The following is a 25984-nucleotide window of genomic DNA, read 5'->3' as shown; positions in this document are numbered from 1 at the left end:
GACCTGCTTGCCCTTGGCGTTCAGCTTCGGGCTGCCGTCCGACTCAACTCCGGGACACGGTCGGTACCGATGACCCTAAAGCCCTCGTGCACGTGCTTCCTGCGCCAGGTCGGCTCGCGGAACCCCGAGGTGAAGCGGGCGTTCCTGGCTGTAGCGAAGTCCTTCAAAGCCTGCTGCTGCACGTCCGCGTTCCCAGCAGCGAGCCACTCGTTCTCACGCCGCGCCTCGGTCAGCTGACGGCACTGCTCCGCAAAGCCCGGCGCGGACCCGCGGCCGGGCCGCCAGTACGCGTGCTGCTCCACCGCCAGGTTCCACACGTACCGGGCGTGCGCGCAGTGCAACAGCATCTGCTGCGCCTGCACGGGTGTCGGATACAGCCGGAAACGGGACATGCCACGAACACAGCCACCCCGTTCCCCTCCCGCGTACGCCTTCGACCGACATCACCCCCGAGAGTGACCGACATGCCCTGCCATCCAGGGACAGCTCCTGACCAGCGGGCCCTCAACTCGCCATCCGAACCTCCTGCTTGGATCGCCCTGCCCGTAATCGCCAGGCCGGTTGTCCGACGACCACGGCTCCCGGTTGCGCTTCACCGGTGTGACGGCCGCGATCCACGCCGTGGATCTGGTGGACGCGTCCTCCACCGCGGATTTCACCGGGTTCCGGCTCATGTGTACGCCCGACAGGCCGGTTCCACTGTTCGAGGTTTCGAAAGTTCCGCGCGCCGTGATCCTGTGAATTCCCATGTCTTCCCGCCGTGTTGACGCGCACCTATCGTAGGAAGCGCTTTCTGCCCGATCGGTGTCCGGGCCTCGGAAGCAGCGTTGGTCGCAACTTTCGGAGGCCCTCGGGCGGGTTGGGAAGGCGGGTTCGGCGATGGTCCGTACGGGGAGTGCGAGCATGGCGGCCGGTCCGACGCTGGCCGTGGTGGCGCGCGAGGCGGGGGTGTCGGTGCCGACCGCGTCCAAGGTGGTCAACGGGCGCGAGGACGTGGCGCCGGAGACCCGCCGCCGGGTCACCGAGGCGCTGGACCGGCTCGGTTACGTCCGCAGACCCCGCTTCGACGCGGGCAAGACGCCCGGCCTGGTCGACCTCGTGGTGCACTCGCTGGACAGCTCCTGCTCGGGCGCGGTGCTGCACGGCGTGGAGGAGGCGGCGCACGAGGCGGGCCTGGAGGTGGTGGTCTCCGCCGGGCTCAACCGGACCCGGGGCGGGCGGCCGGAACGGGGCTGGCTGGACAAGCTCACCGCGCGCGGCTCCTCCGGGGTGCTGTTCAACCTGGCCGAGCTGTCCCCCTCGCAGTACGCCTGGCTCGACCAGCACCGCATTCCGTACGTGATGATCGACCCGGTGCACGAACCCCCGCCGGGCGTGGTCTCGGTGGGAGCGCAGAACTGGCAGGGCGGGGTGACCGCGACCGAGCACCTGCTGGGGCTGGGCCACGAGCGTGTCGCCGTGATCGCCGGGCACCGGCGCCGGATGGGCAGCAGCGCCCGGGTGGCCGGCTACCGCTCGGCGCTGGCGTCGGCCGGGGTGCGGCAGCGCGCCGAGTACATCCGCCACGCGGGCTTCGACGAGGCCACCGCGCGTCTGCACACGCACGAACTGCTGGATCTGCCCGACCCGCCGACGGCCCTGTTCGTCTGCTCGGACCGGATGGCGCTCGGGGTGTACGCGGCGCTGGCCGAGCGGGGGGTGCGGGTGCCGGACGAGATCAGCGTGGTCGGCTTCGACGACCTGCCCGAGGCCCGGTGGGTCACCCCGCCGCTGACCACGGTCCGACAGCCGCTGTCGGAGGTGGCGGCCACGGCCCTGAGGCTGCTGGTGCGGATGATGCACGGCGAGCGCCCGGAGGGGACGCGCACCGAACTGTCGACCCGGCTGGTACGACGGGCGAGCACGGCACCGCCGCCCGGCGGGGACTGAGCACGGGCGGCGACGGGGACGGCCGGGCAGCTCCCGCACGGGGTGCCCGGCCGACTCGTACCTCACGACGCGATCAGTCCTCGTCGTCCTGGTGCGGGGCACCGACGAGGGCCTCCATCAGGTCGACGGCGCTGCCGTCGTGGTCGCTGCCGGCGGTGCCGCTGCCGGTCGAGATGTTGTTGGTGCGGTCGACCTCGACGATGGAGTCCGCCTGCGAGTTGTCGATGACGGTGACCAGGCTGCCGCCGTTCGCGGCGGCGGGTCCGGCGGCGGCGCCGAGGACGGCCGCCGCGATCACCGTCGCCGTACGCAGCCTGGGGAGGGTACGGCTCACACGCCCACGCCCTGGGGGGCGGGCCGGTGACGGGCGATGTTCCGCTCCAGCAGGCTGGTGGACGCCTTGACGCCGATCCCGCTCGTGGCGTCCACCTCGGGCAGCCGTCCGTCGGCCGCCTTCAGGCCGCCCAGCGCGGAGTCCATCGCCTCGTGCGCGGCGAACAGGCACGGGGTGCTGTAGATCGCGACGTTCACCCCGAGGTCGGACAGCTCGCTCAGCGACAGGCGCGGTGACTTGCCGCCGGCGATCTGGTTGAACAGCAGCGGCTTGTCGCCGACGACCTCGCGGATCCTGCGGATCCACGCCACGCTGCGCACCCCGTCGACCAGGATGACGTCGGCGTCGGTGGCGGCCAGCCGCTCGGCCCGGTGCAGGATGTCGTGCTCGTCCGTGGCGTCCGTGCGGGCGACCACCACCAGGTCCTTGCGGGTGGCGAGGACCTTCTGGAGCTTCTCCAGGTACTCGTCCAGCGGCAGCACCTGCTTGCCGTCGGCGTGCCCGCAGCGGCGGGGCCGCTTCTGGTCCTCGAGGATCACACCCGAGGCGCCGATCCGCTCCAGGCCCTCGACGACATGACAGGCGACCTCCGGATCGACGTACCCGTCGTCGATGTCCACCAGCAGATGGTGGTGCGGGAACGCGCCCCGCAGCCGCTGGACGAACGCGACCATGTCCGGCCAGGCGATGAATCCGATGTCCGGCAGCCCGTAGTACGAGGCCGCGAAGCCGAAGCCCGAGACGAACATCCCGTCGTAGTGCTTGGCCGCGATCGATGCCGAGTACATGTCATAGACGCCGATCAGTGGGGTGGTCCCCGGCCCGGCGATCTGCTCGCGCAGCTTCTTCCCGTGAGTCAAGGTCCGGCTCCTCATGTGGGTGGGTGGCGCGGTCGCCGAAATGGCGCCGCGTCGCGACAGCCCTTTGCCAAGACAAGAGCTTCTCTAGATATTTACGTGGGATGGACCTTAGGAGACCTTTACTCACCCCGATGGAGCAGCCGGTTCACCGCAGAAACGTCACGCGAACCGGTCCGCCGCCCACCCGAGCCCGCCTTCGAGGTGGGCGCGGAAGGCGGGGTCGGCGTAGGCGGCCGAGGCGTGTCCGAGGGCGGTGTAGAAGACCCGGCCCGCGCCCTGCTCCCGGCACCAGGCCAGCGGGTGGTCCTCCCCCATGCCGCCGCCCTGGTACGAGGATTCGTCGGCGCGCAGCAGGACCCGCACGGCGCCGCGCGGGCCGGCCTCGAAGTCGTACCACTCGTCGGTGAAGTCCCAGACGGCGGGCAGGTGCCGGGTGGCCGGGTGCGCCGGGTCCTCGACCACCGCCCGCCCCGGCTGGTACGCGGGGTGCCGGGCGAAGCGGGCGCCGAGCAGGTCGCCGTAGTACGGCCAGCCGTACTCGGTGCACGCCGCCGCGTGCACCCCGGCGAAGCCGCCGCCCGCCTCCACGTACCCGGCGAGCCGGTCTCGGCCGGCGGGGGTGAGCACCTCGCCGCTGGTGGAGAGGAAGACGACCGCCGCGTACCGCTGAAGCGGCTGTTCGAGGGCGGCGGGATCCTCGGTGGCGTCCACCGCGAAGCCGTCGAAGGAGCGTACGGCGGCGACGGCGTCCGGGATGGAGTCGTGGCGGTAGTCGGCGGTGCGGGTGTAGACGAGCAGTCGGGCGGCCATGCCGGGGACCCTAATGCCGCCGGGCGGTACCAAGTCCCTTGAAGGGGCGCGGGGATGACCGTAGCCTCGGGCGGAATGAACCGTATTCCCCCGCTCTTGGACCATCTCGTCCTGGCGACGCCCGACCTGGCGGCGACGGTCACCGACTTCACCCGGCGCACGGGGGTCACGCCCGCGCCGGGCGGGGTGCACGTCGGGCTCGGCACCCGCAACCACCTGGTGTCCCTGGGCGGCCGGAGCTATCTGGAGATCATCGGGCCGGACCCGGAACAGGGCGACCCGGCGGGGCCGCGGCCCTTCGGCGTCGACGGGCAGACCGGACCGCGCACGGTGACCTGGGCGATCAGCCCGCCCGACCTCGCCGCGGCGATCACCGCGGCCCGCGCCCGCGGCCACGATCCCGGACCGGCGTTCCCGATGAGCCGCCGCACCCCCGACGGCACCCTCCTGAGCTGGCACCTGACCGACAGCGACACCGCGGACCCCTCCGGTCTGGTGCCCTTCCTCATCGACTGGGGCACGTCCCGGCACCCGGCCGACTCGGGCCTGCCCGTCACCCCCCTGCTGGACCTGACCGCCACCGCCCCCGACCCGGACCGCATCCGCCCCCTGCTGGCGGCCCTGGACACCGGACTGTCCCTCGCCGAGGGACCGGTGGGCTTCTCCTTCACCGTGGGGACGCCCAAGGGGTCGGTGACCTTTCACTGAGGCCGGCGGCGGACGCGCTGGAACGGCCGCTGCCGCGGGGCCCCGGCGCGATCCCGCGGCCCTAGGGGGCCGGACGTGTCCGATCCGTTCAAGACCGGCCGGCCGGGCCCTGCCTACCGTGATCGCATGACTCCACGATGCGCAGTGATCGGCGTGGTGGCCTCCGACCTGGCCGCCTCGCTCGCCTTCTACCGCCGCCTCGGGCTCGTCTTCCCCGACGGCGCCGAGGACCAGCCCCACGTCGAGGCCGAGCTGCCCGGCGGGCTGACCCTCGCCCTGGACACCGAGGCCACCGTCCGTTCCTTCCACCCCGGCTGGCGGCCGCCGGCCGGCGGGGGCCGCGTCGCGCTCGCCTTCCGGTGCGGGACACCCGCCGATGTCGACGCCGGGTACGAGGACCTGGTGGGCGCCGGATACCACGGGGAGCTCAAGCCGTGGGACGCCTTCTGGGGGCAGCGGTACGCGACCGTGCACGACCCGGACGGCAACGGCGTCGACCTGTTCGCGCCGCTACCGGCGGCCCAGTAGCTCCCCGAGCGTCGCCCCTCCCAGTTCGCGCACGTCCCGGGCCAGGTGCGGCTGGTCGGCGTAGCCGGCCCGCGCCGCGGTCTCGGCGAACGGCACCCCGGTGCGGGCGAGCGCGAGTGCCCGCTGAAGCCGCAGCACCCGGGCCAGCGTCTTGGGACCGTAGCCGAAGGCGCTCAGGCAGCGGCGGTGCAACTGGCGTGCGCCGAGACCGAGTCCGTCGGCCGTGGCGGCGACCGGGCGGCCCGCGTCCAGCGCCGCGACGAGCCGCCCGAGCAGCGGGTCCGGCGGGCCCGCCTCGGCCACCCGCTCCAGCGCGATGTCCTCCAGGGCGGTCGCGGGTTCCGGCGCCGCCTCGACGCGGTCGCGCAGGCGCCGTACCTCGGCGGCGGGCCACAGATCGGCCAGCTCCACCCGTCGGTCGCGCAGTTCGCGGGCCGGGACGCCGAGGAAGCCGGGCGCGGTGCCGGGGCCGAAGCGGAGACCCGCCCAGCGCCGGGCGGGACCGCCGGGGACGTACGCGCGCGTGTCGGGCCCCGCGACCAGCAGGCGTCCCTCGCTCCACAGCAGGTCCATACAGCCGTCGGGCAGCACCGGCCGCACCTCGGGGTCCTCCAGGGTGCGGCGCCACACCACCGCGCCGCTCAGCCGGGACACCCGCTCCTGGTACACGCCCGCCAGGCTACGCCGCCCGCGCTCACTGCTCCGGTGGCCGGGTGTCGTCCCCCGCCTTGTGGTGCGCGTTGTGCCGGCTCTTCACATTGTGCTGGCTCTTCACATGGGCGCGGAGGCGTGCCGTCACGTCCTCCGGGGGCAGGAAGCGGGACCAGCGTTCGGGGAACTCGGACGGCATGTCGGGGTCGTCGGGATCATAGGGGTCCGCCTCGCGGGCCGCGGCGGCCCGGGCGACGTACTCGGCGACCTGGACCTCGCGCAGCCGCCCCTGGGCGGCACGGGCGGCGGCCGTGGCGGCGGCCGGCCAGACCCGGTCGATGGCCGCGTTCACGGCGGCCCCGACCAGCACGGCGAACGCGGACACACCGATCCACAACAGGACCGCGACCGCCGCGGCGAGCGAGCCGTAGATCGTGGCGCCCTCGATGGTGTGGGTGAGGTAGATGCGCAGCAGGAAGCTGCCCAGGACCCACATGGCCAGGGCGACCAGGGCGCCGGGCACGTCCTCGATCCACGGCGAGCGGACGGGCACGGACACGTGGTAGAGCGTGGTGAGGAAGGCGATCGACAGAATGATCACCACCGGCCAGTACAGGACCTGCACCAACGTCTCCGACCACGGCACGATCCGCACCACCGCGTCCGGCCCCGCCACCATCAGCGGCAGCGCCACCGAACCGATCAGCAGCCCCACGATGAACAGCAGGAAGGCCATGATCCGGGTCCGCACGATGCCCCGGACCCCGTCCAGGCCGTACATCACGGTGATCGTGTCGATGAAGACGTTCACCGCGCGGGAGCCCGACCACAGGGCGAACACGAAGCCTATGGAGATGACGTCCGGGCGGCCGCCCTTCATCACGTCGTGCAGGATGGGCTCGGCGATCTCCTTGACGCCCCTGTCGGACAGGACGGTCCGGGAGGCCTCCAGGAGGTTGTTCTCCAGGGACTGGATGGTGTCGGCGCCGGTCCAGTCGTCGACGTAGCCGAGCAGCCCGATCAGGCTCAGCAGCAGCGGCGGCACGGACAGCAGCGTGAAGAACGCCGCCTCGGCCGCCAGCCCCAGGATGCGGTACTCCATGCACGAGTTGACGGTGTCCTTCAGCAGCAGCCAGGCGGTCCTGCGCTTGGAGACGTTCCGGTAGAGGGCTCTGGCCCGGTGGAGCCGGCCGCCGGGCCGCTCGGGGGGTTCACTTGCTGGCTGCACGACCTAAAGGTATCCGCCGGGGACGACCCGGCTCATCTCGCGGGCGACGGTACGGACGGCGGCACCGGCAGCGGCACGGGGCGGCCCCCGGCCAAAAGCGCCCGGCGGCCCGGCCTGTGCCACTCTGGGGCCATCACCGCCGTCGCCCCGGGTAGGTTCGCTGACATGGCAGGCACCAGCACGCACACCGTGACGAACCAGCCACCGCCGCTGGTCGAGTACGACCTTTTCGGCGCGGACCGGGCCCTCTCCGAGGCGGTCGAGCGGCACACCGACCCCGAGCTGATCGACGAGGTGCGCGACGATCTGTCCGGGCTCGGGCGGACCTCTGGCTCGGCGCAGGTGCAGGAATGGGGGGTACTGGCCAACGAGAACCCGCCCAGACTGCGCACCCACGACCGCTACGGCCACCGCGTCGACGAGGTCGAGTTCCACCCGGCCTGGCACCGGCTGCTCGGCAAGGGCGTCTCGGCGGGGCTGACCACCGCCTGGGTGCGCCCGGCCGGGCACGTACGGCGGGCGGCCGGCTTCCTGATCTGGTCCCAGGTCGAGGCGGGCAACGGCTGCCCGCTGTCCATGACCCACGCCGCCGTGCCCGCGCTGCGCACCGACCCGGAACTCGCCGCCGAGTGGGAGCCCCGGCTGACCTCCACGATCTACGACCGCGACCTCAGGCCCGCCCGCCTCAAGGCCGGGGCGGTCTTCGGGATGGGCATGACCGAGAAGCAGGGCGGCAGCGACGTACGGGCGAACACCACCACGGCGACGCCGCTGGCCGAGGCCGGGACGTACACGCTGACCGGGCACAAGTGGTTCTGCTCGGCGCCGATGTCGGACGGCTTCCTGGTGCTGGCCCAGGCGCCGGACGGGCTGACCTGCTTCCTGGTGCCCCGGGTCCTCGACGACGGCACCCGCAACGTCTTCCTCATCCAGCGGCTCAAGGACAAGCTGGGCAACCGGTCGAACGCCTCCGGCGAGATCGAGTTCGACGGGACCTGGGCGCGCCGGGTCGGCGAGGAGGGGCGCGGGGTGCGGACCATCATCGAGATGGTCGCCGCGACCCGGCTGGACTGCGCGCTGGGCTCGGCGGCGCTGATGCGGCAGGCGGTGGCGCAGGCCGTGCACCACTGCGCCCACCGGGAGGCCTTCGGCGGCAAGCTGATCGACAAGCCGCTGATGCGCAACGTCCTCGCGGACCTGGCGCTGGAGTCCGAGGCGGCCACCGTGCTGGCGATGCGGCTCGCGGCCGCCTACGACGACGGGAGCGAGCGGGAGCGGGCGCTGCTGCGCCTGGCGGTGCCCGCCGCCAAGTACTGGGTGACCAAGCGGTGCGCGCCGGTGGTGGTGGAGGCCGCGGAGTGCCTGGGCGGCAACGGCTACGTCGAGGAATGGGGCATGCCGCGGCTGGTGCGCGAGTCGCCGCTCAACTCCATCTGGGAGGGCGCGGGCAATGTGCAGGCACTGGACGTGCTGCGGGCGCTGCAACGCGAACCGGGTGTGCTCGACGCCTATCTGATCGAGGTCGGCCGGGCGCGCGGCGCCGACCACCGGCTGGACGCGGCGGTGAAGCAGCTGCTGGCCGAACTCGGTGAGCTGGAGGCCGTGGAAGGGCGTGCCCGGCGGCTCGTGGAGCGGCTGGCGCTGGTCCTTCAGGGGTCGCTGCTGGTGCGGTTCGCGCCACCGGAGGTCGCCGACGCCTTCTGCGCCTCCCGGCTGGGCGGCGACTGGGGCACGGCCTTCGGCACCCTGCCGTACGGGCTGAATCTGGCCTCGGTGGTGGAGCGGGCCCGCCCGGTGTCCTGAGGGCCTGCGTCACGTCCCCGGCCGGATCGGCGCGCGTCGCGTCCGGTGCGTGCGATCGCAAGGCGCCGGAGTGCCCTCGATGGGGGTCCCCCCGCGCGAGCGAAGCCGAGCGTGGGGGAGTGCGTGCCGGACGACGCGCGCCTGGTCGGGGGCGTGACACAGGCACTGAGGGCGGCCTGCGGCCGGGAGCTGTCGTCGGGGTCCCCGATGCGGGGGTGGTGCTGCGCCGACACGGCACCACCCCCGCCCACGGCCCGTTGCAGGCCACGGCGCCGCCTGGGCGGCGCTGCTCAAGTTTCGGCCACCGCAGGCCCGTTCACCAGGGTTGCAAGGGGTTGCAACTTGTCGTTGGCTGTGCGCGGACCGTGTGTCCTCGAGGTGCCCCGACGGGCACCATGGGGCGCACACTCGGACCGGAAACCGCCGTCCGGACCGCTTGACAACCGCTTGCTCGCGCGGCGGTCCCCGTACCTGTCCCGGGAGGACTCCGTGGCCGACTCGTCGATGGACGTGGCGCGGCTCGCCGCCATGGACGTGACGCGGGCGGCGCGGGTGCTCAGCGAGGTGCGCGCGGCCGCGCTCGCGGGCCGGCGCACACCCCTCGCGCCCCGCCCGGTGATCGAGCAGTCCTGGGGGCGCATGCTGCGGGGCGGCGTCGATCCCGACCGCGGTTCCCAGGGCGGGCTGCTGTCCGCCGAGGAAGTGCGGCGCAGACGGGAGGAGTCGCCGCTCGGGCAGGTCCTGCCGGTGCTGCGGCAGGGGTTGTTGTCGGTCGCGGACGTGGCCCGGCACATCATGGTGGTCGCCGACGCCGACGGGCGGGTGCTGTGGCGCGAGGGCAGTGCGGCCGTGCTGCGCAAGGCCGACGGCGTGGGCCTGGAGGTGGGCGCCGACTGGCGGGAGGACGTCGTCGGCACCAACGGCGTGGGCACCTCGGCGGTGGTGCGCCGGCCCGTCCAGGTGTTCGCCGGCGAGCACTTCGTCCGTTCGCACACCTCCTGGACCTGCACCGGCGCCCCGGTCACCGACCCCCGGGACGGGCGGCTGCTCGGTGTGGTGGACATCAGCGGCCCGCTGGAGACGATGCACCCCGCGACGCTGGCCTGGGTGGACTCGGTGGCCAAGCTCGCCGAGGCCCGCCTCAAAGAGCTGCATCTGACCTCGCTGGAGCGGCTGCGGGCCGAGTCGGCGCCGGTGCTGGCCCGGGTCGGCGGGCGGGCGGTCGTGGTGGACCGGGACGGCTGGACGGCGGCGGTGACGGGGCTGCCGTACACCCCGCGCGTGGGGCTGCCCACGGCACTGTCGGCGGGCCGCCGGTGGCTGCCCGTGCTCGGTCTGTGCTCGGTGGAGCCGCTGGCCGGGGGCTGGCTGGTGCGCGCGGTGGACGAGCCGCCGCCGGGCGCCGCCCGGATCGTGCTGGACCTCGCCCGGCCGCGCCGCTGGACGGTGACGATCTCCGGGCAGGCGGGCTCCTGGTCGCGGGAACTGAGCCCCCGGCATGCCGAGTTGCTGTATCTGCTGGCGCTGCGGCGCACCGGCAGCAGCGCCGCGGGCCTGGCCGCGGACCTGTTCGGCGATCCGTCCCGTACGGTGACGGTACGGGCCGAGATGTCGCGGGTGCGGCGGTACCTCGGAGGGTTCCTGCAACACCGGCCGTATCGTTTCTGCGATGCCGCGGAGGTCGAGGTGCTGCTGCCCGAGGACCCGCGCGAATTACTGCCCCACTCCACGGCGCCGGCCGTGATCACAGGCCGGACATCGTCACCCACGGCCTGAAAAGCGGCAAACTGCACCCTCATTTGGCATATTCAGCGCACGCGAGGGTGCATCTTCCGCATATTTGCGAGGTCTTCGACCTGAGCCGCCCTCAACTGCCGTAGCATCCAACTACGGGCCTCCCCACCTGCTCCTCGGACAACGCACGGACCATCAGGCGCAGTTGGCCCGCCTCGGGAGGAGACATGAAGCATCGCGGCAGACACCGGCGGCGCAGACGGGGCGCGGCACTGCGCGCGGTCCTGGCCGGGACCGCCCTCGCGCTCACCGCGGCAGCCACTCTGATCAGCGCCTCGCAGGCCACGGTCGCCGACGACCCGGGCGCCCTGAAGCCGCTGCCTTCCTCCGCCGAGACCGGCGTACTGCGGCTCCAGGAGCGCATGACGCCGACCCGCTCGCTGGACCGGCTCGCCTCGGCCATGGGCCGCCCGGTCGGTGTCGGCGCGGTCCTCGACAGCGCCGACCGCACCCTGCGCGAGGCGGCCGACTGCACCTCCGAGGAGCGGGACTCGCTGCCCGTCACCCCGGCGGCCACGGCGGCGTACTGCTGGGACCCGGCAGACACCACCGGCACCGACTGGCAGCCGGCCTCGGTGACCACGTCCGGCGACGCGGACGACGACGGCACCTGGGGCGCCCACCGCGTGATCCTCGCGGGCTGGACGCACAGCACGACGACCGGCCCGACAGCCGAGCGGGGCCGGGCCCGGGTCGCCTTCGTCGACGCCGACGACCCGCGCCACCCGGTCTACCGCTGGGTGCTGCTGGTCGTCCCGGACGACGGGGGCCGCGACTACCGGGGCCTGGCCTCGCCCGTCTCCGGCATGGTCTGGTACCAGGACAAGCTGCTCGTCACCGCCGGCACGGGCGCGGCCGAGGCGCTCTACGTCTACGACATGAACCGCATCCAGCGCACCACGGTCGACGGCCCGGCGGTCGGCCGGGTGCCCGGCGGCTGGTCGGCGGACGGCTACGGCTTCGTGATGCCGGCCGTGGGCTCCTACCGCTTCCCCGCCGGACACTGCTCCACCGCGGAGAGCGGCACCCCGTGCCCGGGCAGTCTCTCCCTGGACCGAGGATCGGCCCCCGACAGCCTGGTCGTCGGCGAACGGACCCCCGCCGGCGGCGACCGGGACGCCCGGCTGTGGCGGTACGCCTTCAGCGTGGAGCCGGCCCGCGGCGGTCTGCTCGCCGCGGACCCGCTGGGCCGGGTGGACGCGGTCGAGGCGTACCGGACGGGGGCGACCGGCATCCGGGGTGTGCTGTCGTACCGTCAGCCAGGCTCGGAGCGGTCCACGTGGTACGTCGGGCACCCGCCCGGGGACCTGGACGGCCACGGCACGCTCTGGCGTCAGGACACCGACGGCGCGAAGGCGGCACACTGCGGCTCGGACGCCACGCACCACTGCTGGGCCGAGGACGCCGGGTCCCTGTCCTACTCGCAGGCGACGGGCGAGGTGTGGTCGGTCACGGACCGCATGCTGTTCTCCCTGCCCCTGGCCTCGATCGACAGGTCCCTGGGGTAGATGATTCCCTGACCCCCATGAGCAGCGTCATGGTCACCACCTGGTCCCTGGAGCAGACGTCCCCGGCCGACCTCCTGCCGGCCACCGCCCCCGACGGCGGCGTACGGATCGTCCGCTCCGAGGTCCCCTCCCCCGAGTTCAGCCGCTTCCTGTACGCCTCGGTCGGCGGCGACATCCGCTGGACCGACCGGCTGACCTGGAGCTACGACCGGTGGCGGGAGTTCCTGGACCGGCCGGGCGTGGAGGCGTGGGTCGCCTACGACCGGGGCACCCCGGCCGGGTACGTGGAGCTGGACCCGCAGGACGAGGGGGTCGTGGAGATCGCGTACTTCGGGCTGATCCCCGCCTTCCGCGGCCGGCGCATCGGCGGTCATCTGCTGGCCCACGGCACGGCCCGGGCGTGGGACCTCGCCGACCGGTGGCCCGGGCGGGCGCCGACGAAGCGGGTGTGGCTGCACACGTGCAGCAAGGACGGCGAGTTCGCCATGGACAACTATCTGCGGCGCGGCTTCCGGCTCTTCGACACCAAGGTGGAGGAGGAGCGGGAGGTGCCGGCGCCGGGGCCCTGGCCGGGGGCGTAGCGGCCGGCGTCGTACCACCCACGACGCACTACGCGATGACACAGATCACAGTGTCCACCATTCGGGACACGCATGTCCAACATGCGGATAACGGTGGACTGGCCAGAGATCCGCATGACACGCTTCCGTCATGTCTGGAACTGGAATTGCCTTGGTGAGTCGGCGGCACGTCGACCTCGGCCGCATGTCCAGCGCCATCTGTCCGGCGAGCTGACCACTCCAGCAACGCCGACAGTCCCGACTTTCCCCTCTTCCTGCGCAACGATGCGCACGTATGCCCGTATGCGCCCATACGGGCAGGTCAGAGCCGCTTTCAGCCTGTCCCGAAGGACGTAACAACCATGGCCGCCACCCCGCAGAACCCTGCCGCCTCCGCGCCCCGCCGCAAGGTGAGTCGTCACCGCGGTGAGGGTCAGTGGGCCGTGGGTCACTTCACCCCGCTCAACGGCAACGAACAGGTCAAGAAGGACGACGACGGTCTCAATGTGCGGACACGCATTGAGACGATCTACTCCAAGCGCGGCTTCGACTCGATCGACCCGAGCGACCTGCGCGGGCGTATGCGCTGGTGGGGGCTCTACACCCAGCGCAAGCCCGGGATCGACGGCGGCAAGACCGCGATCCTGGAGCCGGAGGAGCTGGACGACGAGTACTTCATGATGCGCGTCCGCATCGACGGCGGGGCACTGACCACCGAGCAGTTGCGGGTCATCGGCGAGATCTCGCAGGAGTTCGCGCGCGGCACCGCGGACATCACCGACCGGCAGAACGTCCAGTACCACTGGATCCGGATCGAGGACGTACCCACGATCTGGGAGCGCCTGGAGGGCGTGGGCCTGTCGACGGTCACCGCCTGTGGCGACACTCCGCGTGTGATGATCGGCTCCCCGGTGGCGGGCATCGCCGAGGACGAGATCATCGATGCCACCCCCGCGCTGGAGGAGATGAAGCGCCGGGTCCTGAACAACAAGGCGTACTCGAACCTCCCGCGGAAGTTCAAGACGGCCATCTCCGGGTCGCCGCTGCTGGACGTGGTCCACGAGATCAACGACGTCGCCTTCGTAGGTGTACGCCACCCCGAGCACGGCCCCGGCTTCGACGTGTGGGTCGGCGGCGGCCTGTCCACCAACCCCAAGCTCGGTGTGCGCCTCGGCGCCTGGGTGCCGATCGACGAGGTCCCGGACGTCTACGAGGGCGTCATCTCGATCTTCCGTGACTACGGCTACCGCCGGCTGCGCAACCGGGCCCGCCTGAAGTTCCTCGTCGCCGACTGGGGCCCGGAGAAGTTCCGTCAGGTGCTGGAGGACGAGTACCTGGGCGGGCGCAAGCTGATCGACGGGCCCGCTCCCGAGCAGCCCGTCCAGCAGTGGCGCGACCACGTCGGCGTGCACCGGCAGCAGGACGGCCGGTTCTACGTCGGCTTCGCCCCGCGCGTGGGACGCGTCGACGGCGCCACGCTCACGAAGATCGCCGAACTCGCGGAGGCCCATGGCTCGGGCCGGGTCCGCACCACCGTCGAGCAGAAGATGATCGTCCTCGATGTCGAGGCGGACCAGGTCGACTCGCTCGTCGAGGGCCTGGAGGCGCTGGACCTCAGCGCCAGGCCGTCCCCGTTCCGGCGCGGCACCATGGCCTGCACCGGCATCGAGTTCTGCAAGCTCGCCATCGTCGAGACCAAGCAGCGCGGTTCGCAGCTGATCGACGAACTGGAGCGCCGGATCCCGGACTTCGACGAGCCGATCACCATCAACCTCAACGGCTGCCCCAACGCCTGCGCCCGTATCCAGACGGCGGACATCGGTCTCAAGGGGCAGCTGGTCCTGGACGAGCACGGCAACCAGGTCGAGGGCTACCAGGTGCACCTCGGCGGCGCGTTGGGCCTCGAGCCCGGCTTCGGCCGCAAGGTGCGCGGCCTGAAGGTCACCGCCGAGGAGCTCCCCGACTACGTCGAGCGCGTTCTCAAGCGCTTCCAGGCCGAGCGCGAGGACGGCGAGCGGTTCGCCGTCTGGGCGGCCCGTGCCGGCGAGGAGTCCCTCTCATGAGCGAGCGGGCCGCCCCCTTCTACTGCCCCTACTGCGGCGACGAGGACCTGCGTCCCAGCGACGAGGGTCACGGTGCCTGGGAATGCGCGGCGTGCAACCGCGCATTCCAGCTGAAGTTCCTCGGGCTTCTCGCCCGGGGGTTTCAGCGAGCCGACGACGGAGGGGATGACCGGACATGACGACGGCTCAGGAAGAACGTTCCGCCGAGGAACTGAAGGCGCTCGCCGAGCAGGCGGGCCGTGACCTGGAGGACGCCTCCGCGCTGGAGATCCTCCAGTGGGCGGTGGACACCTTCGGCGAGGGTTTCTGCGTCACGTCCTCCATGGAGGACGCGGTGGTCGCCCATCTGGCGTCCCGTGTCCGCAAGGGCGTGGACGTCGTGTTCCTCGACACCGGCTACCACTTCCCGGAGACCATCGGCACCCGCGACGCGGTCGAGGCCGTGATGGACGTCAACGTCATCACCCTCACCCCGAAGCAGACGGTCGCCGAGCAGGACGCCGAGTACGGCCCCAGGCTGCACGACCGCGACCCCGACCTGTGCTGCAGGCTCCGCAAGGTCCAGCCCCTGGAGGAGGGCCTCAAGGGCTACCGGTCCTGGGCGACCGGCCTGCGCCGCGACGAGTCCCCGACCCGGGCGAACACCCCGGTCGTCGGCTGGGACGAGAAGCGCCAGAAGGTGAAGGTCTCCCCGATCGCCCGCTGGACCCAGGACGACGTGGACGCCTACGTCGCCGAACACGGCGTGCTGACCAACCCGCTGCTGATGGACGGCTACCCCTCCATCGGCTGCGCCCCCTGCACCCGCCGGGTGCTCGAGGGCGAGGACGCGCGCGCGGGCCGCTGGGCGGGCCGCGGCAAGACCGAGTGCGGGCTGCACGGCTGACCATGACCGCGATTCCCACGAATTCCCCGACGACCTCCCCGACGACCTCTCCGACGAACAAGGAGACCCACGTGACGACCGGAGCCACCGTCTGGCTCACGGGTCTGCCGAGTGCCGGCAAGACCACCATCGCCCACGAGCTGGCGGGCCGGCTGCGCGAGGAGGGCCACCTCGTCGAGGTGCTCGACGGCGACGAGATCCGCGAGTTCATCTCGGCCGGCCTCGGCTTCAGCCGCGAGGACCGGCACACCAACGTGCAGCGCATCGGCTTCGTCGCCGAACTGCTGGCCCGCAACGGCGTCAAGGCACTGGTACCGGTCATCGCGCCCTACGCGGACAGCCGGGACGCGGTGCGCAAGCGGCACCAGGAGAACGGCACGGCGTACCTGGAGGTGCACGTGGCGACCCCGGTCGAGGTGTGCTCGGTACGCGATGTGAAGGGGCTGTACGCCAAGCAGGCCGCGGGCGAGCTGACGGGACTCACGGGCGTCGACGACCCCTACGAGGAGCCCGAGTCGCCCGACCTGCGCATCGAGTCGCAGCACCAGAGCGTGCCGGAGTCCGCGGCCTCCGTGTACGCCCTGCTCAGCGAAAGGGGACTGGCATGACGACCGTCACCAGGGCCAAGGAGGGCGACGAGGGCACGGACAGCCCGTACGCCCTCAGCCACCTGGACGCGCTGGAGTCCGAGGCGGTGCACATCTTCCGCGAGGTGGCGGGCGAGTTCGAGAAGCCGGTGATCCTCTTCTCCGGCGGCAAGGACTCCATCCTCATGCTGCACCTCGCCCTGAAGGCGTTCGCCCCCGCCCGCGTCCCGTTCTCCCTGCTGCACGTGGACACCGGACACAACTTCCCCGAAGTACTGGACTACCGGGACCGCACGGTCGAAAAGCACGGACTGCGCCTCCATGTGGCCTCCGTACAGGACTACATCGACCGCGGTGTGCTCAAGGAACGCCCCGACGGCACCCGCAATCCCCTCCAGACCGTCCCGCTCACCGAGAAGATCCAGAGCGAACGGTTCGACGCCGTCTTCGGCGGCGGCCGCCGCGACGAGGAGAAGGCCCGCGCCAAGGAACGGGTGTTCTCCCTGCGCGACGAGTTCTCCCAGTGGGACCCGCGCCGGCAACGCCCCGAACTGTGGAACCTCTACAACGGCCGCCACGCCCCCGGCGAACACGTCCGCGTGTTCCCGCTCAGCAACTGGACCGAACTCGACGTCTGGCAGTACATCGCCCGCGAGGGCATCGAGCTGCCCGAGATCTACTTCGCGCACGAGCGCGAGGTGTTCCAGCGTGCCGGGATGTGGCTGACGGCGGGCGAGTGGGGCGGGCCCCGCGAGGGCGAGACCGTCGAGAAACGGCAGGTGCGCTACCGCACCGTCGGCGACATGTCCTGCACCGGCGCCGTCGACTCCGACGCCACGACGCTGGACGCCGTCATCGCCGAGATCGCCGCGTCCCGGCTGACCGAGCGCGGCGCCACCCGCGCCGACGACAAGCTCTCCGAGGCCGCGATGGAAGACCGCAAGCGCGAGGGGTACTTCTAAGCATGAGCACGACGACGACCGAGGTCCTCTCGGCCACCACCCTGCTGCGGTTCGCCACCGCGGGCTCCGTCGACGACGGCAAGTCCACCCTCGTCGGCCGCCTGCTGCACGACTCCAAATCGGTCCTCACCGACCAGCTGGAAGCCGTCGAACACGCCTCCCGCAGCCGCGGCAAGGACACACCCGACCTGGCGCTGCTGACGGACGGTCTGCGGGCCGAGCGCGAGCAGGGCATCACCATCGACGTGGCCTACCGCTACTTCGCCACGCCCAAGCGCCGCTTCATCCTCGCCGACACCCCCGGCCATGTGCAGTACACCCGCAACATGGTCACCGGCGCCTCCACCGCCGAACTGACGGTGATCCTGGTCGACGCCCGCAACGGCGTCGTCGAGCAGACCCGCCGGCACGCCGCGATCGCCGCCCTCCTGCGCGTCCCGCACGTGGTCCTCGCCGTCAACAAGATGGACCTCGTCGACTACCAGGAGTCCGTGTTCGCCGCGATCGCCGAGGAGTTCACGGCGTACGCGCTCGAACTGGGCGTCCCGGAGATCACCGCGATCCCGATCTCGGCGCTGGCCGGTGACAACGTGGTGGACCCGTCCGCGAACATGGACTGGTACGGCGGGCCGACCTTCCTGGAGCACCTGGAGACGGTCCCGGTCAGCCACGACCTGAGCCACTGCCACGCGCGTCTGCCCGTGCAGTACGTGATCCGGCCGCAGACGGCCGAGCACCCGGACTACCGGGGCTACGCGGGCCAGATCGCCGCCGGTTCGTTCCGCGTCGGCGAGGCGGTGACGGTGCTGCCGTCCGGCCGTACGTCGAAGATCTCCGGCATCGACCTGCTGGGCGAGCCGGTCGACGTCGCCTGGACCACCCAGTCGGTGACGATCCTCCTGGAGGACGACATCGACATCTCGCGCGGCGACCTGCTCGTGCCGACCAAGGACGCCCCGGCGACCACCCAGGACATCGAGGCCACGGTCTGCCACGTCGCCGACGCCCCGCTGACCGTCGGCCACCGGGTACTGCTCAAGCACGGCACCCGCACGGTCAAGGCGATCGTCAAGGACATCCCCTCCCGGCTCACACTCGCCGACCTGTCCCTGCACCCGCACCCGGGACAGCTCGTCGCCAACGACATCGGCCGGGTGAAGATCCGCACCGCCGAGCCGCTGCCGGTCGACTCCTACTCGGACTCGCGGCGCACCGGCTCCTTCATCCTGATCGACCCCAGCGACGGCACCACGCTCACCGCGGGCATGGTCGGCGAGTCCTTCGCGGCCCCCGAGCCGGTCAAGGACGAGTCCGAAGACGACGGCTGGGACTTCTGAGCATGAGGACGACCGACGTCTACTCGACGTTCGCGAAGGAGGGCGGCCGCGTCGGCAGCGGCGCCCTCGGCAGCGGGCAGGGCGGAGTGGCGCGATGTGTGCGCTGACGTACGCGCACCGCTTGCGCGCCCTCACCCCCCGCCCGACGTCCCGGAAGCGACGAAGACCCTTAGCCGAACACCCGGCCACGACCTGAAAGACCGTGACCGCCGGGCCAACGAGAGGAACACCTCCCGTGCCTGCCAACCGCTCAGCCCGTCCGCCCCGTTCGAGGTTCCTTCGCCGCGGCGTCGCCGTGGTCGCCGCACTCCCCCTGCTGACCCTCGCAGCCTGCGGCTACGGCTCGAAGTCCGAGGACACCGCCGCCAACCAGAAGGTCGCCGCCGGTGCCAAGAAGATCGACGGCCTCGACTCCGTCAAGATCGGCTACTTCGGCAACCTGACCCACGCGACCGCGCTGGTCGGCCGTGAGCAGGGCATCTTCCAGAAGGAGCTCGGCGCCACCAAGGCCTCGTACGCCACCTTCAACGCCGGCCCGTCCGAGATCGAGGCGCTCAACTCCGGCTCCATCGACATCGGCTGGATCGGCCCGTCCCCGGCGATCAACGGCTACACCAAGTCGAACGGCAAGAGCCTGAAGATCATCGGCGGTTCGGCGTCCGGCGGCGTGAAGCTGGTCGTGAACCCGAAGAAGATCAAGTCCCTGAAGGACCTCAAGGGCAAGAGGATAGCGACGCCCCAGCTCGGCAACACGCAGGACGTGGCGTTCCTCAACTGGATCGCCGACCAGGGCTGGAAGGTCGACGCGCAGAGCGGCAAGGGTGACGTCACGGTCGTCCGCAGCGACAACAAGGTGACCCCGGACGCCTTCAAGGCCGGGTCCGTCGACGGCGCCTGGGTGCCGGAGCCGACCGCGTCCAAGCTGGTCGCCGAGGGCGGCAGGACGATCCTCGACGAGTCCACGCTGTGGCCGGGCAAGAAGTTCGTGATCACGAACATCATCGTGCGGCAGTCCTTCCTCAAGGAGCACCCGAAGGCCGTCGAGGCCGTGCTGAAGGCCTCGGTCGCGGCCAACAAGTGGATCAACGCCAACCCCGACCAGGCGAAGACGGCCGCGAACAAGCAGCTGGAGGCCGACTCCGGCAAGGCGCTGCCCGCGAACGTCCTGGACCCGGCGTGGAAGTCGATCCAGTTCACCGACGACCCGCTGGCCGCCACCCTGAACACCGAGGCGGAGCACGCGGTCAAGGCCGGGCTGCTGGACAAGCCGAACCTGAAGGGCATCTACGACCTCACCCCGCTCAACGCCGTCCTCAAGGCCGAGGGTGAGAGCGCCGTCGACGCCGCCGGTCTCGGCACCAGCTGACCCAAGTCCCCGATGAGTTCCCAGGAGGTGACGACCATGGCCACGACCTTCGCCAAGGCCGACGAGTCCGTCGGACACGCGGCACGCCTCGCGCACGTCTCGAAGTCCTTCGCGACGCCGGGTGGGCAGCAGCTCGTCCTGGACGACATCAGCATCGATGTCGCGCCCGGCGAGTTCGTCACCCTCCTGGGGGCGTCGGGCTGCGGCAAATCCACGCTGCTGAACCTGGTGGCGGGCCTGGACCGGCCCACCGCCGGTGACATCACCACGGACGGCCGCCCGGCCCTGATGTTCCAGGAGCACGCCCTCTTCCCGTGGCTGACCGCGGGCAAGAACATCGAACTCGCCCTGAAGCTCAGGGGGGTTCCCAAGCCCGAGCGGCACGGCAAGGCCGAGGAACTGCTCGAACTGGTCCGGCTGAAGGGCGCGTACGGCAAGCGCGTCCACGAGCTGTCGGGCGGTATGCGGCAGCGCGTGGCGATGGCCCGCGCGCTGGCGCAGGAGAGCAACCTGCTGCTGATGGATGAACCGTTCGCCGCGCTGGACGCCATCACCCGCGACCTGCTGCACGACGAACTGACCCGGATCTGGGAGGAGACGGGACTCTCCGTCCTGTTCGTCACGCACAACGTGCGCGAGGCGGTTCGGCTCGCCCAGCGCGTGATCCTGCTGTCCTCCCGTCCGGGCCGGATCGCACGCGAGTGGACGGTCGACATCCCGCAGCCGCGCCGCATCGAGGACGCGCCCGTGGCCGAACTGTCCCTTGAGATCACCGATGTACTGCGTGGGGAGATCCGCCGTCATGGCCAGCACTGAGACGACACCGGTCAAGGACTCCGGGAGCGTCGAGGCGGGCCTGGACGCCCTCGAGACGACGACCGCCAAACGCCCGCCGTTCCGGAAGACCTTCGTCGACAAGATCCTGCCCCCGATCATCGCGATCGCCGTGGTCCTGGTGGTCTGGCAGGGCCTGATATCCCTGAAGATCGTCGACAACCCCAGCAAGCTGCCCTCGCCGTCGGCGGTGGCGCAGGCCTTCCGGAACGACTGGCTGAAGGGCGATCTGCTCGGCTACATCTGGACCAGCGTCTCCCGCGGTCTGCTGGGCTTCTTCTTCGCGCTGCTGATCGGCACCCCGCTGGGGCTGGTGGTGGCGCGCGTGAAGTTCGTGCGCGCGGCCATCGGCCCGATCCTGTCCGGCCTCCAGTCGCTGCCGTCGGTGGCGTGGGTGCCGCCGGCGGTGATCTGGCTGGGCCTGAACAACTCGATGATGTACGCGGTGATCCTGCTCGGCGCGGTCCCCTCGATCGCCAACGGCCTGGTGTCCGGCGTCGACCAGGTGCCGCCGCTGTTCCTGCGCGCGGGCCGCACGATGGGCGCGACGGGTCTGAAGGGCGTCTGGCACGTCACCCTGCCGGCGGCGCTGCCCGGCTATGTGGCGGGCATGAAGCAGGGCTGGGCGTTCTCCTGGCGCTCGCTGATGGCCGCCGAGATCATCGCGAGCTTCCCCGACCTCGGCGTGGGGCTCGGCCAGCTGCTGGAGAACGCCCGCACCAACAGCGACATGGCCATGGTCTTCGAGGCCATCCTGCTCATCCTGTTCGTCGGCATCGCCATCGACCTGCTGATCTTCAGCCCGCTGGAGCGGTGGGTGCTGCGCAGCCGCGGCCTGCTGGTGAAGGGCTGAGTCCGCCATGCGCACCCCCGCTCGCCCCGTCCTCGTCGTCATCGCCCACGGCAGCCGCGACCCGCGGCACGCCGCGACGGTGCACGCCCTGGTGCGGCGGGTACGGTCGCTCCGGCCGGGGCTGCGCGTGGAGACCGGCTTCCTGGACTTCAACGTCCCGTCCGTGCACGGGGTGCTGGAGTCCCTGGCGGCGGAGGGCGTACGGGACGTCGTGGCCCTGCCCCTCCTGCTGACCCGCGCCTTCCACGCGAAGGCGGACATCCCCGCGGTCCTGCGGGACGCGCCGTCGCGGCTGCGGATCCGGCAGGCGGAGGTGCTGGGCCCGTCCCCGCTGCTGCTGTCGGCGCTGGAACGCCGGCTGTACGAGGCGGGGCTCACGCCTGCCGACAAGTCCTCGACCGGGGTCGTGCTGGCCTCGGCGGGGTCCACCGACCCGGAGGCGATCGCAGTGATCGCAGAAATCGCGCGGGAGTGGCGGCACACCGGTTGGTGCGCCGTGCGGCCTGCGTTCGCCTCCGCGTCCCTTCCGCGCACGGAGGACGCCGTCCGCGAACTGCGCGCCCTGGGCTGCGCGAAGGTCGCGGTCGCCCCGTACGTCCTGGCCCCCGGCTTCCTCCCGGACCGCATCGCGCGGGGCGCGGCGGAGGCCGACGTCCTGGCCGACGTGCTCGGTCCCGCCCCGGAGGTGGCCCGGGTGCTGCTGGAACGCTACGACACGGCACGCCGTCCGGCGCTGGCGGCCGTGGGCGCCTAGGGCCTGTCCGGCGGGGCGATCCGGCGGGGCGGGCCGATGTGGCGGGCAGGTGTCCGCGGTCCGGCGCTCCCCTGTGACGCCGGCCCGCGGACGACGGGCCGGGGCACGGCGTCCGGCTGTGGCCAACCTTCTTGCCGTGCCCGGCACTTGGTACTGCGTCTCGTGCGGCGGATGTGTCACAGCGGTGGGGATTCCGCTGCGATCGAGGTGCGCCGTCAGGGTTTCGTGGTCGCCTCGACGGTTGCCGCGGGCCCGGTGCCCGCTGCCGTCACCGCCGCCACGGTCACCGTGTACGGGGTTCCGGGCCGCAGTTCGCCGAGCACCCGGAACATGCCCTTGGCGGAGGGCTGGGTGACCAGGACGTCCCGGCCGGTGACGTCGACCGGGTCGCGGCCGTCGGAGACGGTCACCCGGTAGCCGATGATCTTCGCGTCGCCCGTCGCGGTGGGCGGGGTCCAGGCGAGCGTGGCCGCGGTGGACGCGGTACGCAGCTTGGGCGCGGTCGGCGCGTCCGGCAGGACGCCCGGGGCCGTCGGGGTCAGCGGCGCCGAGGCCAGGGACGGGGCGCTCGCACCGTAGGCGTTGCGCGCGGTGACCGTCACCGTGAACGGCGCGCCGGACGAGGGCAGTCCGCCGATGCGGACGAGCGCGGTACGCCTGAAGTCCGCGGCGGTGACGCTCTGTTCGCCCACCTGACGGCCGGCCGGGTCGTAGGCGCGCGCCGTGTACGCCGTCACCGGTGAACCGCCGTCCGCGAACGTCGGGTTGAAGGTGGCGTACAGGGCGTCCGCGCCCGCGGTGCTCGTGCCGACCCTGGAGGGCGCCTCGGGGGCGGAGCCGGCGCCGGCACGACGGTTCAGCAGGCCTCGGTAGGCCGGTTCCAGCCCGGCGTCGTCCAGGACCTCCGGGGGCGCGTCGGACGGGGCCGCCATGATCTTGTTGCCGGTGGTCACCAGGCCCTTGTTGTCGCCGTCGGCGGTGCCCTCCTCCCACCAGTTGTCCTTGATCAGGGTCGGGTCGTTGTTGCCGAGGGCGTCGCGGTAGTCGGTGTGGCGGGAGGCGACGTTGGCGTAGGAGGCGTGGTACAGGACGTTGCCCTGGACGGTCTCGTAGGTGCAGCCGTTGTCGGTGTAGACGCTCTTGCCCAGGCCCCACTGGTCGTGGATGACGTTGCCGGTGACCTTCTCGCCGTCCGCCAGGGAGGTGCCGGTCAGGCCCTGGGTGTAGATGCCGCCGCCGTCGTCGAGCATCTGCATGTAGTCGAAGATCAGGTTGTCGCGCACCTCGTTGTCGTGACTGGGGTTCGGGGTGGCGGCGTCGCCGATCTTGTCCGGCCAGCCGCCCCAGCCCATGGACACGGCGCTGTAGCCGACGTGGTCTATCTGGTTGTGGGCGATGGTGTCGTGCTGGGTGTAGCCGTTGAGGACGGCGACGCCGCCGTGGTACTCGCGGGGCAGGCCGTAGAGGTGATTGTTCGTCACCTGTACGCCGGACGCGGGTGCTTGGCCGTCCACTCCGCCGATCTCCAGTCCGTTGCCGGAGATGTCGGTGAAGATGCTGCCGCCCACCGTTGAGTCCGCCGTGCCGGTGCCCAGGTCCAGTCCGGAGGCGCCGAGGTGGGCGAAGACGTCGTCGGTGAACTCGATGTGCCGCCCGTACGCGAAGGAGACGTTGCCGGGCATCTTCGTCCAGGACGCGAAGGGGCAGGTGCCGCCGTCGACGTACTGGCACAGGCCCTGTGTGGCCCAGCCCCGGTCGCCGGTGACGGTGTAGCCGGCCTGGATCTCGGAGAAGCCCTCGGGGCGCGAGGGGGTCAGCCAGGTCGCGTAGCTGAACTGGAGCCCGCGGAAGGCGATGTCGTGGACGGGCGCCTCGGCGGTGCCGCGTGCGTCGACCAGTTTCTCGGCGGCGGCCGCCTCGACGTCGGCGCGGGCGAGGTCCTCGCCCTTGCGGGGCAGGTAGTAGACCTTCCGCGCGGTCCTGTCGAGGTACCACTCGCCGGGCTGGTCGAGGAGTTCGTAGGCGTTCTCGACGTACGACGCCTTGCCGCCGTTGGTGAGGTGTCCCGGGCCGACCATGCTGACCGTGCGGCCGGGGATGTCGGGGAACTCGACCCGCTTGTTGGAGTTGTCCCAGCAGGGCTGCGCCATGGTGATGGCGGTGCCCTCGGCGGAGGCGATCCGGCAGCGCGGCTCGGTCCACTGGCCCAGGCCGTCGCGTTCGACGTTCCACAGGGCCTCGCCGCTGGTGTAGACGAACTCGGCGTCGGAGGGGTGCTTCCAGTGGGCGATGGTGTCGGAGGACGCGTCGTAGCCGGTCGCCGTCTGGGTGAGGGTCACCGGCACGGCCCCGCGGGCCCGCTGGGCGCGCACGCCGTCGACGTACAACTGCCGTGTGTCGGTGAGCCCTGGGGGCGCGGTTGCGGACCACAGGCCGGTGCGGCCCGCGACCGGGCGCCAGTCGGTGACCCGGCGCCCGCCGCTGACGACCGTACGGCCCGTACTGCCCTGCCAGACGACCCGGTGGCCGCCGGTCCCCGAGTCACGGGCGTCGAGCACCAGCGGTTCGGTCTGGCGGTACGTTCCGGGCGCGAGGTGGACCGTCAGGTCGCCGTGGAGGTCCGCGACCCTGGCGCGGACCAGGTCGCGGGCGCGCTTCAGGGTGCGGACGGGATGGCGGGCGGTGCCGTTGGCGTGGTCGTCACCGACGGGTGACACATATACATCGGAGGTCACGGCCGCTTGAGCAGGGACCGTGAGCGAGGGCGCCCCCAGCAGAAGGGCTGCGGACAGGAGGGCAAATAGGGTGCGTCTGGGGTGTGCGGGCATAGACCTCTCCCATGCGGGAAGCGTGTGCCGACCCGGGAAAGGTAGGAGCATTGATGAGTCACCGTCAATGAGGCGGTCTTAGAAACGGGTTCAGTCGAAGGAAAGGGAGCCCGTCCGGGTGCGCTTGAGCTCGAAGAAGTCGGGGTGCCTCGCCAGCACCCGGAAACCGTCGAAGAGCTCGGCCGCCGCCTCCCCTCGCGGAACGGCGCGCAGCACCGGGCCGAACCACACCGTGCCCTCGACATGCAGGGTGGGCGTGCCCACGTAGCCTCCCGAGCCCGGCTCGGCCCAGGCGTCGTGGCTGCGGCGCACCGCCTCGTCGTACGCCGGGTCGTGGGCGGCGTCGGCCAGATCGGCGGGGAGCCCGAGATCGGCGAGGGACTCGGTGACGACCGCGTCGAAATCCTGGGCATACTCGGTACCGCGCTCGTGGATGCGGGTGCCGAAGGCGGTGTAGAGGTCCCGCAGCACCTTCTCGCCGTGCCGGTCGGCGGCGGCCACGGCGACCCGGACCGGGCCGATCGACCGGTCGACGAGATCCCGGTACCAGTCCGGGAGTTCGTTGCCGAGATTGTGCAGGTACAGGCTCATCGTGTGGAAGCGGAGGTCGAGCGGGCGCAGGCGCTCGACCTCCAGCAGCCAGCGGGAGGTGATCCAGGCGAAGGGGCACGCGGGGTCGAAGGCGAAGTCGACGCGGACGGGCGCGCCGGTGCGGTCGGTCTCGGAAGGTGTCACGCGGACGACGCTAGCCGCCGAATGGCGCAGGGTCCCGGCCCAATCGCCCCCTGTTTCAGTGGCCCA

At 71.7% G+C, this 25984-nt stretch carries 26 protein-coding genes; 18 read left to right on the top strand and 8 right to left on the bottom strand.

Features of this window, described 5'->3' with window-relative positions; translation table 11 throughout:
• Positions 1-20: 20 nt before the first annotated feature.
• A complete protein-coding gene (locus ABZ915_RS13190; RefSeq protein WP_361800523.1) occupies positions 21-392 on the bottom strand; it encodes a helix-turn-helix domain-containing protein in 372 nt (123 codons plus the stop codon).
• Positions 393-879: 487 nt separating this feature from the next.
• On the opposite strand from ABZ915_RS13190, the gene ABZ915_RS13185 reads away from it, so the two are divergent.
• The gene (locus ABZ915_RS13185; protein ID WP_361800520.1) at positions 880-1929 is read left to right on the top strand and encodes a substrate-binding domain-containing protein; all 1050 of its coding nucleotides are present in this window, start codon (positions 880-882) and stop codon (positions 1927-1929) included.
• Between the two features lie 73 nt (positions 1930-2002).
• Here the strand turns inward: ABZ915_RS13185 and ABZ915_RS13180 are convergent, their stop codons facing one another.
• The 3 genes from ABZ915_RS13180 to ABZ915_RS13170 all read right to left on the bottom strand — a co-directional run bounded on the left by ABZ915_RS13180 (position 2003) and on the right by ABZ915_RS13170 (position 3933).
• A complete protein-coding gene (locus tag ABZ915_RS13180; RefSeq protein ID WP_361800517.1) occupies positions 2003-2263 on the bottom strand; it encodes a hypothetical protein in 261 nt (86 codons plus the stop codon).
• Positions 2260-3123 carry an isocitrate lyase/PEP mutase family protein gene (locus ABZ915_RS13175; RefSeq protein WP_361800515.1) on the bottom strand — a complete coding sequence of 288 codons (864 nt, stop codon included), beginning with the start codon at positions 3121-3123 and terminating at the stop codon, positions 2260-2262. The genes ABZ915_RS13180 and ABZ915_RS13175 overlap by 4 nt, the downstream gene beginning before the upstream one ends.
• A gap of 159 nt (positions 3124-3282) precedes the next feature.
• Positions 3283-3933, bottom strand: a complete 651-nt coding sequence (locus ABZ915_RS13170; protein ID WP_361800512.1) for a ThuA domain-containing protein — start codon at positions 3931-3933, stop codon at positions 3283-3285.
• 75 nt (positions 3934-4008) lie between these two features.
• Between ABZ915_RS13170 and ABZ915_RS13165 the strand changes: the two genes are divergently transcribed.
• Both ABZ915_RS13165 and ABZ915_RS13160 read left to right on the top strand, forming a co-directional pair.
• The gene (locus tag ABZ915_RS13165; protein ID WP_361800509.1) at positions 4009-4641 is read left to right on the top strand and encodes a VOC family protein; all 633 of its coding nucleotides are present in this window, start codon (positions 4009-4011) and stop codon (positions 4639-4641) included.
• Positions 4642-4767: 126 nt separating this feature from the next.
• A complete protein-coding gene (locus tag ABZ915_RS13160) occupies positions 4768-5169 on the top strand; it encodes a VOC family protein (protein ID WP_361800506.1) in 402 nt (133 codons plus the stop codon).
• Here the strand turns inward: ABZ915_RS13160 and ABZ915_RS13155 are convergent.
• Together ABZ915_RS13155 and ABZ915_RS13150 are read right to left on the bottom strand one after the other, a co-directional pair.
• Positions 5152-5838 (bottom strand): helix-turn-helix domain-containing protein, encoded by a 687-nt coding sequence (locus ABZ915_RS13155; RefSeq protein ID WP_361800503.1) that lies wholly within the window; start codon positions 5836-5838, stop codon positions 5152-5154. The genes ABZ915_RS13160 and ABZ915_RS13155 overlap by 18 nt on opposite strands.
• Before the next feature lie 25 nt (positions 5839-5863).
• Positions 5864-7048, bottom strand: a complete 1185-nt coding sequence (locus ABZ915_RS13150; RefSeq protein ID WP_361800500.1) for a YihY/virulence factor BrkB family protein — start codon at positions 7046-7048, stop codon at positions 5864-5866.
• 165 nt (positions 7049-7213) lie between these two features.
• On the opposite strand from ABZ915_RS13150, the gene ABZ915_RS13145 reads away from it, so the two are divergent.
• The 15 genes from ABZ915_RS13145 to ABZ915_RS13075 all read left to right on the top strand — a co-directional run bounded on the left by ABZ915_RS13145 (position 7214) and on the right by ABZ915_RS13075 (position 22355).
• The gene (locus ABZ915_RS13145) at positions 7214-8851 is read left to right on the top strand and encodes an acyl-CoA dehydrogenase family protein (protein WP_361800497.1); all 1638 of its coding nucleotides are present in this window, start codon (positions 7214-7216) and stop codon (positions 8849-8851) included.
• A gap of 504 nt (positions 8852-9355) precedes the next feature.
• Complete coding sequence (locus ABZ915_RS13140) at positions 9356-10627, top strand: GAF domain-containing protein (protein WP_361800991.1); 1272 nt, start codon at positions 9356-9358, stop codon at positions 10625-10627.
• A gap of 185 nt (positions 10628-10812) precedes the next feature.
• On the top strand, positions 10813-12153 hold the full coding sequence (locus tag ABZ915_RS13135) for a hypothetical protein (RefSeq protein ID WP_361800494.1): 1341 nt from the start codon (positions 10813-10815) through the stop codon (positions 12151-12153).
• A 17-nt stretch (positions 12154-12170) separates the two neighbouring features.
• Positions 12171-12734: a GNAT family N-acetyltransferase gene (locus ABZ915_RS13130; protein WP_361800491.1), complete on the top strand. Its 564-nt coding sequence runs from the start codon at positions 12171-12173 to the stop codon at positions 12732-12734.
• Between the two features lie 130 nt (positions 12735-12864).
• Positions 12865-12948: a putative leader peptide gene (locus ABZ915_RS13125; protein WP_309486338.1), complete on the top strand. Its 84-nt coding sequence runs from the start codon at positions 12865-12867 to the stop codon at positions 12946-12948.
• 127 nt (positions 12949-13075) lie between these two features.
• Positions 13076-14776 (top strand): nitrite/sulfite reductase, encoded by a 1701-nt coding sequence (locus tag ABZ915_RS13120; RefSeq protein WP_361800489.1) that lies wholly within the window; start codon positions 13076-13078, stop codon positions 14774-14776.
• On the top strand, positions 14773-14955 hold the full coding sequence (locus tag ABZ915_RS13115) for a hypothetical protein (protein ID WP_361800486.1): 183 nt from the start codon (positions 14773-14775) through the stop codon (positions 14953-14955). The genes ABZ915_RS13120 and ABZ915_RS13115 overlap by 4 nt, the downstream gene beginning before the upstream one ends.
• On the top strand, positions 14952-15662 hold the full coding sequence (locus tag ABZ915_RS13110) for a phosphoadenylyl-sulfate reductase (RefSeq protein WP_361800483.1): 711 nt from the start codon (positions 14952-14954) through the stop codon (positions 15660-15662). Before ABZ915_RS13115 ends, ABZ915_RS13110 begins: the two co-directional genes overlap by 4 nt.
• A 71-nt stretch (positions 15663-15733) precedes the next feature.
• Positions 15734-16270 carry an adenylyl-sulfate kinase gene (gene cysC / locus ABZ915_RS13105; protein WP_361451671.1) on the top strand — a complete coding sequence of 179 codons (537 nt, stop codon included), beginning with the start codon at positions 15734-15736 and terminating at the stop codon, positions 16268-16270.
• Positions 16267-17211, top strand: a complete 945-nt coding sequence (gene cysD / locus ABZ915_RS13100; protein WP_361800480.1) for a sulfate adenylyltransferase subunit CysD — start codon at positions 16267-16269, stop codon at positions 17209-17211. Before cysC ends, cysD begins: the two co-directional genes overlap by 4 nt.
• Positions 17212-17213: 2 nt before the next feature.
• Positions 17214-18548, top strand: coding sequence for a GTP-binding protein (locus tag ABZ915_RS13095; RefSeq protein WP_361800477.1), 1335 nt, complete (start codon positions 17214-17216; stop codon positions 18546-18548).
• A 235-nt stretch (positions 18549-18783) separates the two neighbouring features.
• Complete coding sequence (locus ABZ915_RS13090; protein WP_361800474.1) at positions 18784-19914, top strand: aliphatic sulfonate ABC transporter substrate-binding protein; 1131 nt, start codon at positions 18784-18786, stop codon at positions 19912-19914.
• 36 nt (positions 19915-19950) lie between these two features.
• Entirely contained in the window at positions 19951-20730 is a 780-nt protein-coding gene (locus tag ABZ915_RS13085) for an ABC transporter ATP-binding protein (protein WP_361800471.1), read from the top strand.
• Complete coding sequence (locus ABZ915_RS13080) at positions 20717-21601, top strand: ABC transporter permease (RefSeq protein WP_361800468.1); 885 nt, start codon at positions 20717-20719, stop codon at positions 21599-21601. Before ABZ915_RS13085 ends, ABZ915_RS13080 begins: the two co-directional genes overlap by 14 nt.
• 7 nt (positions 21602-21608) lie before the next feature.
• Positions 21609-22355, top strand: coding sequence for a sirohydrochlorin chelatase (locus ABZ915_RS13075; RefSeq protein WP_361800465.1), 747 nt, complete (start codon positions 21609-21611; stop codon positions 22353-22355).
• 215 nt (positions 22356-22570) lie between these two features.
• On the opposite strand, the gene ABZ915_RS13070 is transcribed toward ABZ915_RS13075, so the two are convergent.
• Together ABZ915_RS13070 and ABZ915_RS13065 are read right to left on the bottom strand one after the other, a co-directional pair.
• The gene (locus ABZ915_RS13070) at positions 22571-25072 is read right to left on the bottom strand and encodes a fibronectin type III domain-containing protein (protein WP_361800462.1); all 2502 of its coding nucleotides are present in this window, start codon (positions 25070-25072) and stop codon (positions 22571-22573) included.
• Positions 25073-25273: 201 nt separating this feature from the next.
• Positions 25274-25918, bottom strand: a complete 645-nt coding sequence (locus tag ABZ915_RS13065) for a DsbA family protein (protein WP_361800459.1) — start codon at positions 25916-25918, stop codon at positions 25274-25276.
• Positions 25919-25984 lie beyond the last annotated feature (66 nt).

The sequence above is a fragment of the Streptomyces sp. NPDC046915 genome, assembly GCF_040644935.1.
Lineage (GTDB): Bacteria > Actinomycetota > Actinomycetes > Streptomycetales > Streptomycetaceae > Streptomyces.
The sequence above is the reverse complement of the archived record's forward strand: the minus strand, read 5'-3'. Positions and strand labels throughout refer to the sequence as shown.

Excerpts from the sequence above, each read along its gene's own strand:
- ABZ915_RS13140 (WP_361800991.1), top strand. The coding sequence starts at position 9,356 with ATGGACGTGGCGCGGCTCGCCGCCATGGACGTGACGCGGGCGGCGCGG.
- ABZ915_RS13075 (WP_361800465.1), top strand. The coding sequence starts at position 21,609 with ATGCGCACCCCCGCTCGCCCCGTCCTCGTCGTCATCGCCCACGGCAGC.
- ABZ915_RS13130 (WP_361800491.1), top strand. The coding sequence starts at position 12,171 with ATGAGCAGCGTCATGGTCACCACCTGGTCCCTGGAGCAGACGTCCCCG.
- ABZ915_RS13095 (WP_361800477.1), top strand. The coding sequence starts at position 17,214 with ATGAGCACGACGACGACCGAGGTCCTCTCGGCCACCACCCTGCTGCGG.
- ABZ915_RS13185 (WP_361800520.1), top strand. The coding sequence starts at position 880 with ATGGTCCGTACGGGGAGTGCGAGCATGGCGGCCGGTCCGACGCTGGCC.
- ABZ915_RS13120 (WP_361800489.1), top strand. The coding sequence starts at position 13,076 with ATGGCCGCCACCCCGCAGAACCCTGCCGCCTCCGCGCCCCGCCGCAAG.
- ABZ915_RS13080 (WP_361800468.1), top strand. The coding sequence starts at position 20,717 with ATGGCCAGCACTGAGACGACACCGGTCAAGGACTCCGGGAGCGTCGAG.
- cysD (WP_361800480.1), top strand. The coding sequence starts at position 16,267 with ATGACGACCGTCACCAGGGCCAAGGAGGGCGACGAGGGCACGGACAGC.
- ABZ915_RS13170 (WP_361800512.1), bottom strand. The coding sequence starts at position 3,933 with ATGGCCGCCCGACTGCTCGTCTACACCCGCACCGCCGACTACCGCCAC.
- ABZ915_RS13145 (WP_361800497.1), top strand. The coding sequence starts at position 7,214 with ATGGCAGGCACCAGCACGCACACCGTGACGAACCAGCCACCGCCGCTG.
- ABZ915_RS13115 (WP_361800486.1), top strand. The coding sequence starts at position 14,773 with ATGAGCGAGCGGGCCGCCCCCTTCTACTGCCCCTACTGCGGCGACGAG.
- ABZ915_RS13160 (WP_361800506.1), top strand. The coding sequence starts at position 4,768 with ATGACTCCACGATGCGCAGTGATCGGCGTGGTGGCCTCCGACCTGGCC.
- ABZ915_RS13190 (WP_361800523.1), bottom strand. The coding sequence starts at position 392 with ATGTCCCGTTTCCGGCTGTATCCGACACCCGTGCAGGCGCAGCAGATG.
- ABZ915_RS13110 (WP_361800483.1), top strand. The coding sequence starts at position 14,952 with ATGACGACGGCTCAGGAAGAACGTTCCGCCGAGGAACTGAAGGCGCTC.
- ABZ915_RS13135 (WP_361800494.1), top strand. The coding sequence starts at position 10,813 with ATGAAGCATCGCGGCAGACACCGGCGGCGCAGACGGGGCGCGGCACTG.
- ABZ915_RS13125 (WP_309486338.1), top strand. The coding sequence starts at position 12,865 with ATGTCTGGAACTGGAATTGCCTTGGTGAGTCGGCGGCACGTCGACCTC.
- ABZ915_RS13085 (WP_361800471.1), top strand. The coding sequence starts at position 19,951 with ATGGCCACGACCTTCGCCAAGGCCGACGAGTCCGTCGGACACGCGGCA.
- ABZ915_RS13165 (WP_361800509.1), top strand. The coding sequence starts at position 4,009 with ATGAACCGTATTCCCCCGCTCTTGGACCATCTCGTCCTGGCGACGCCC.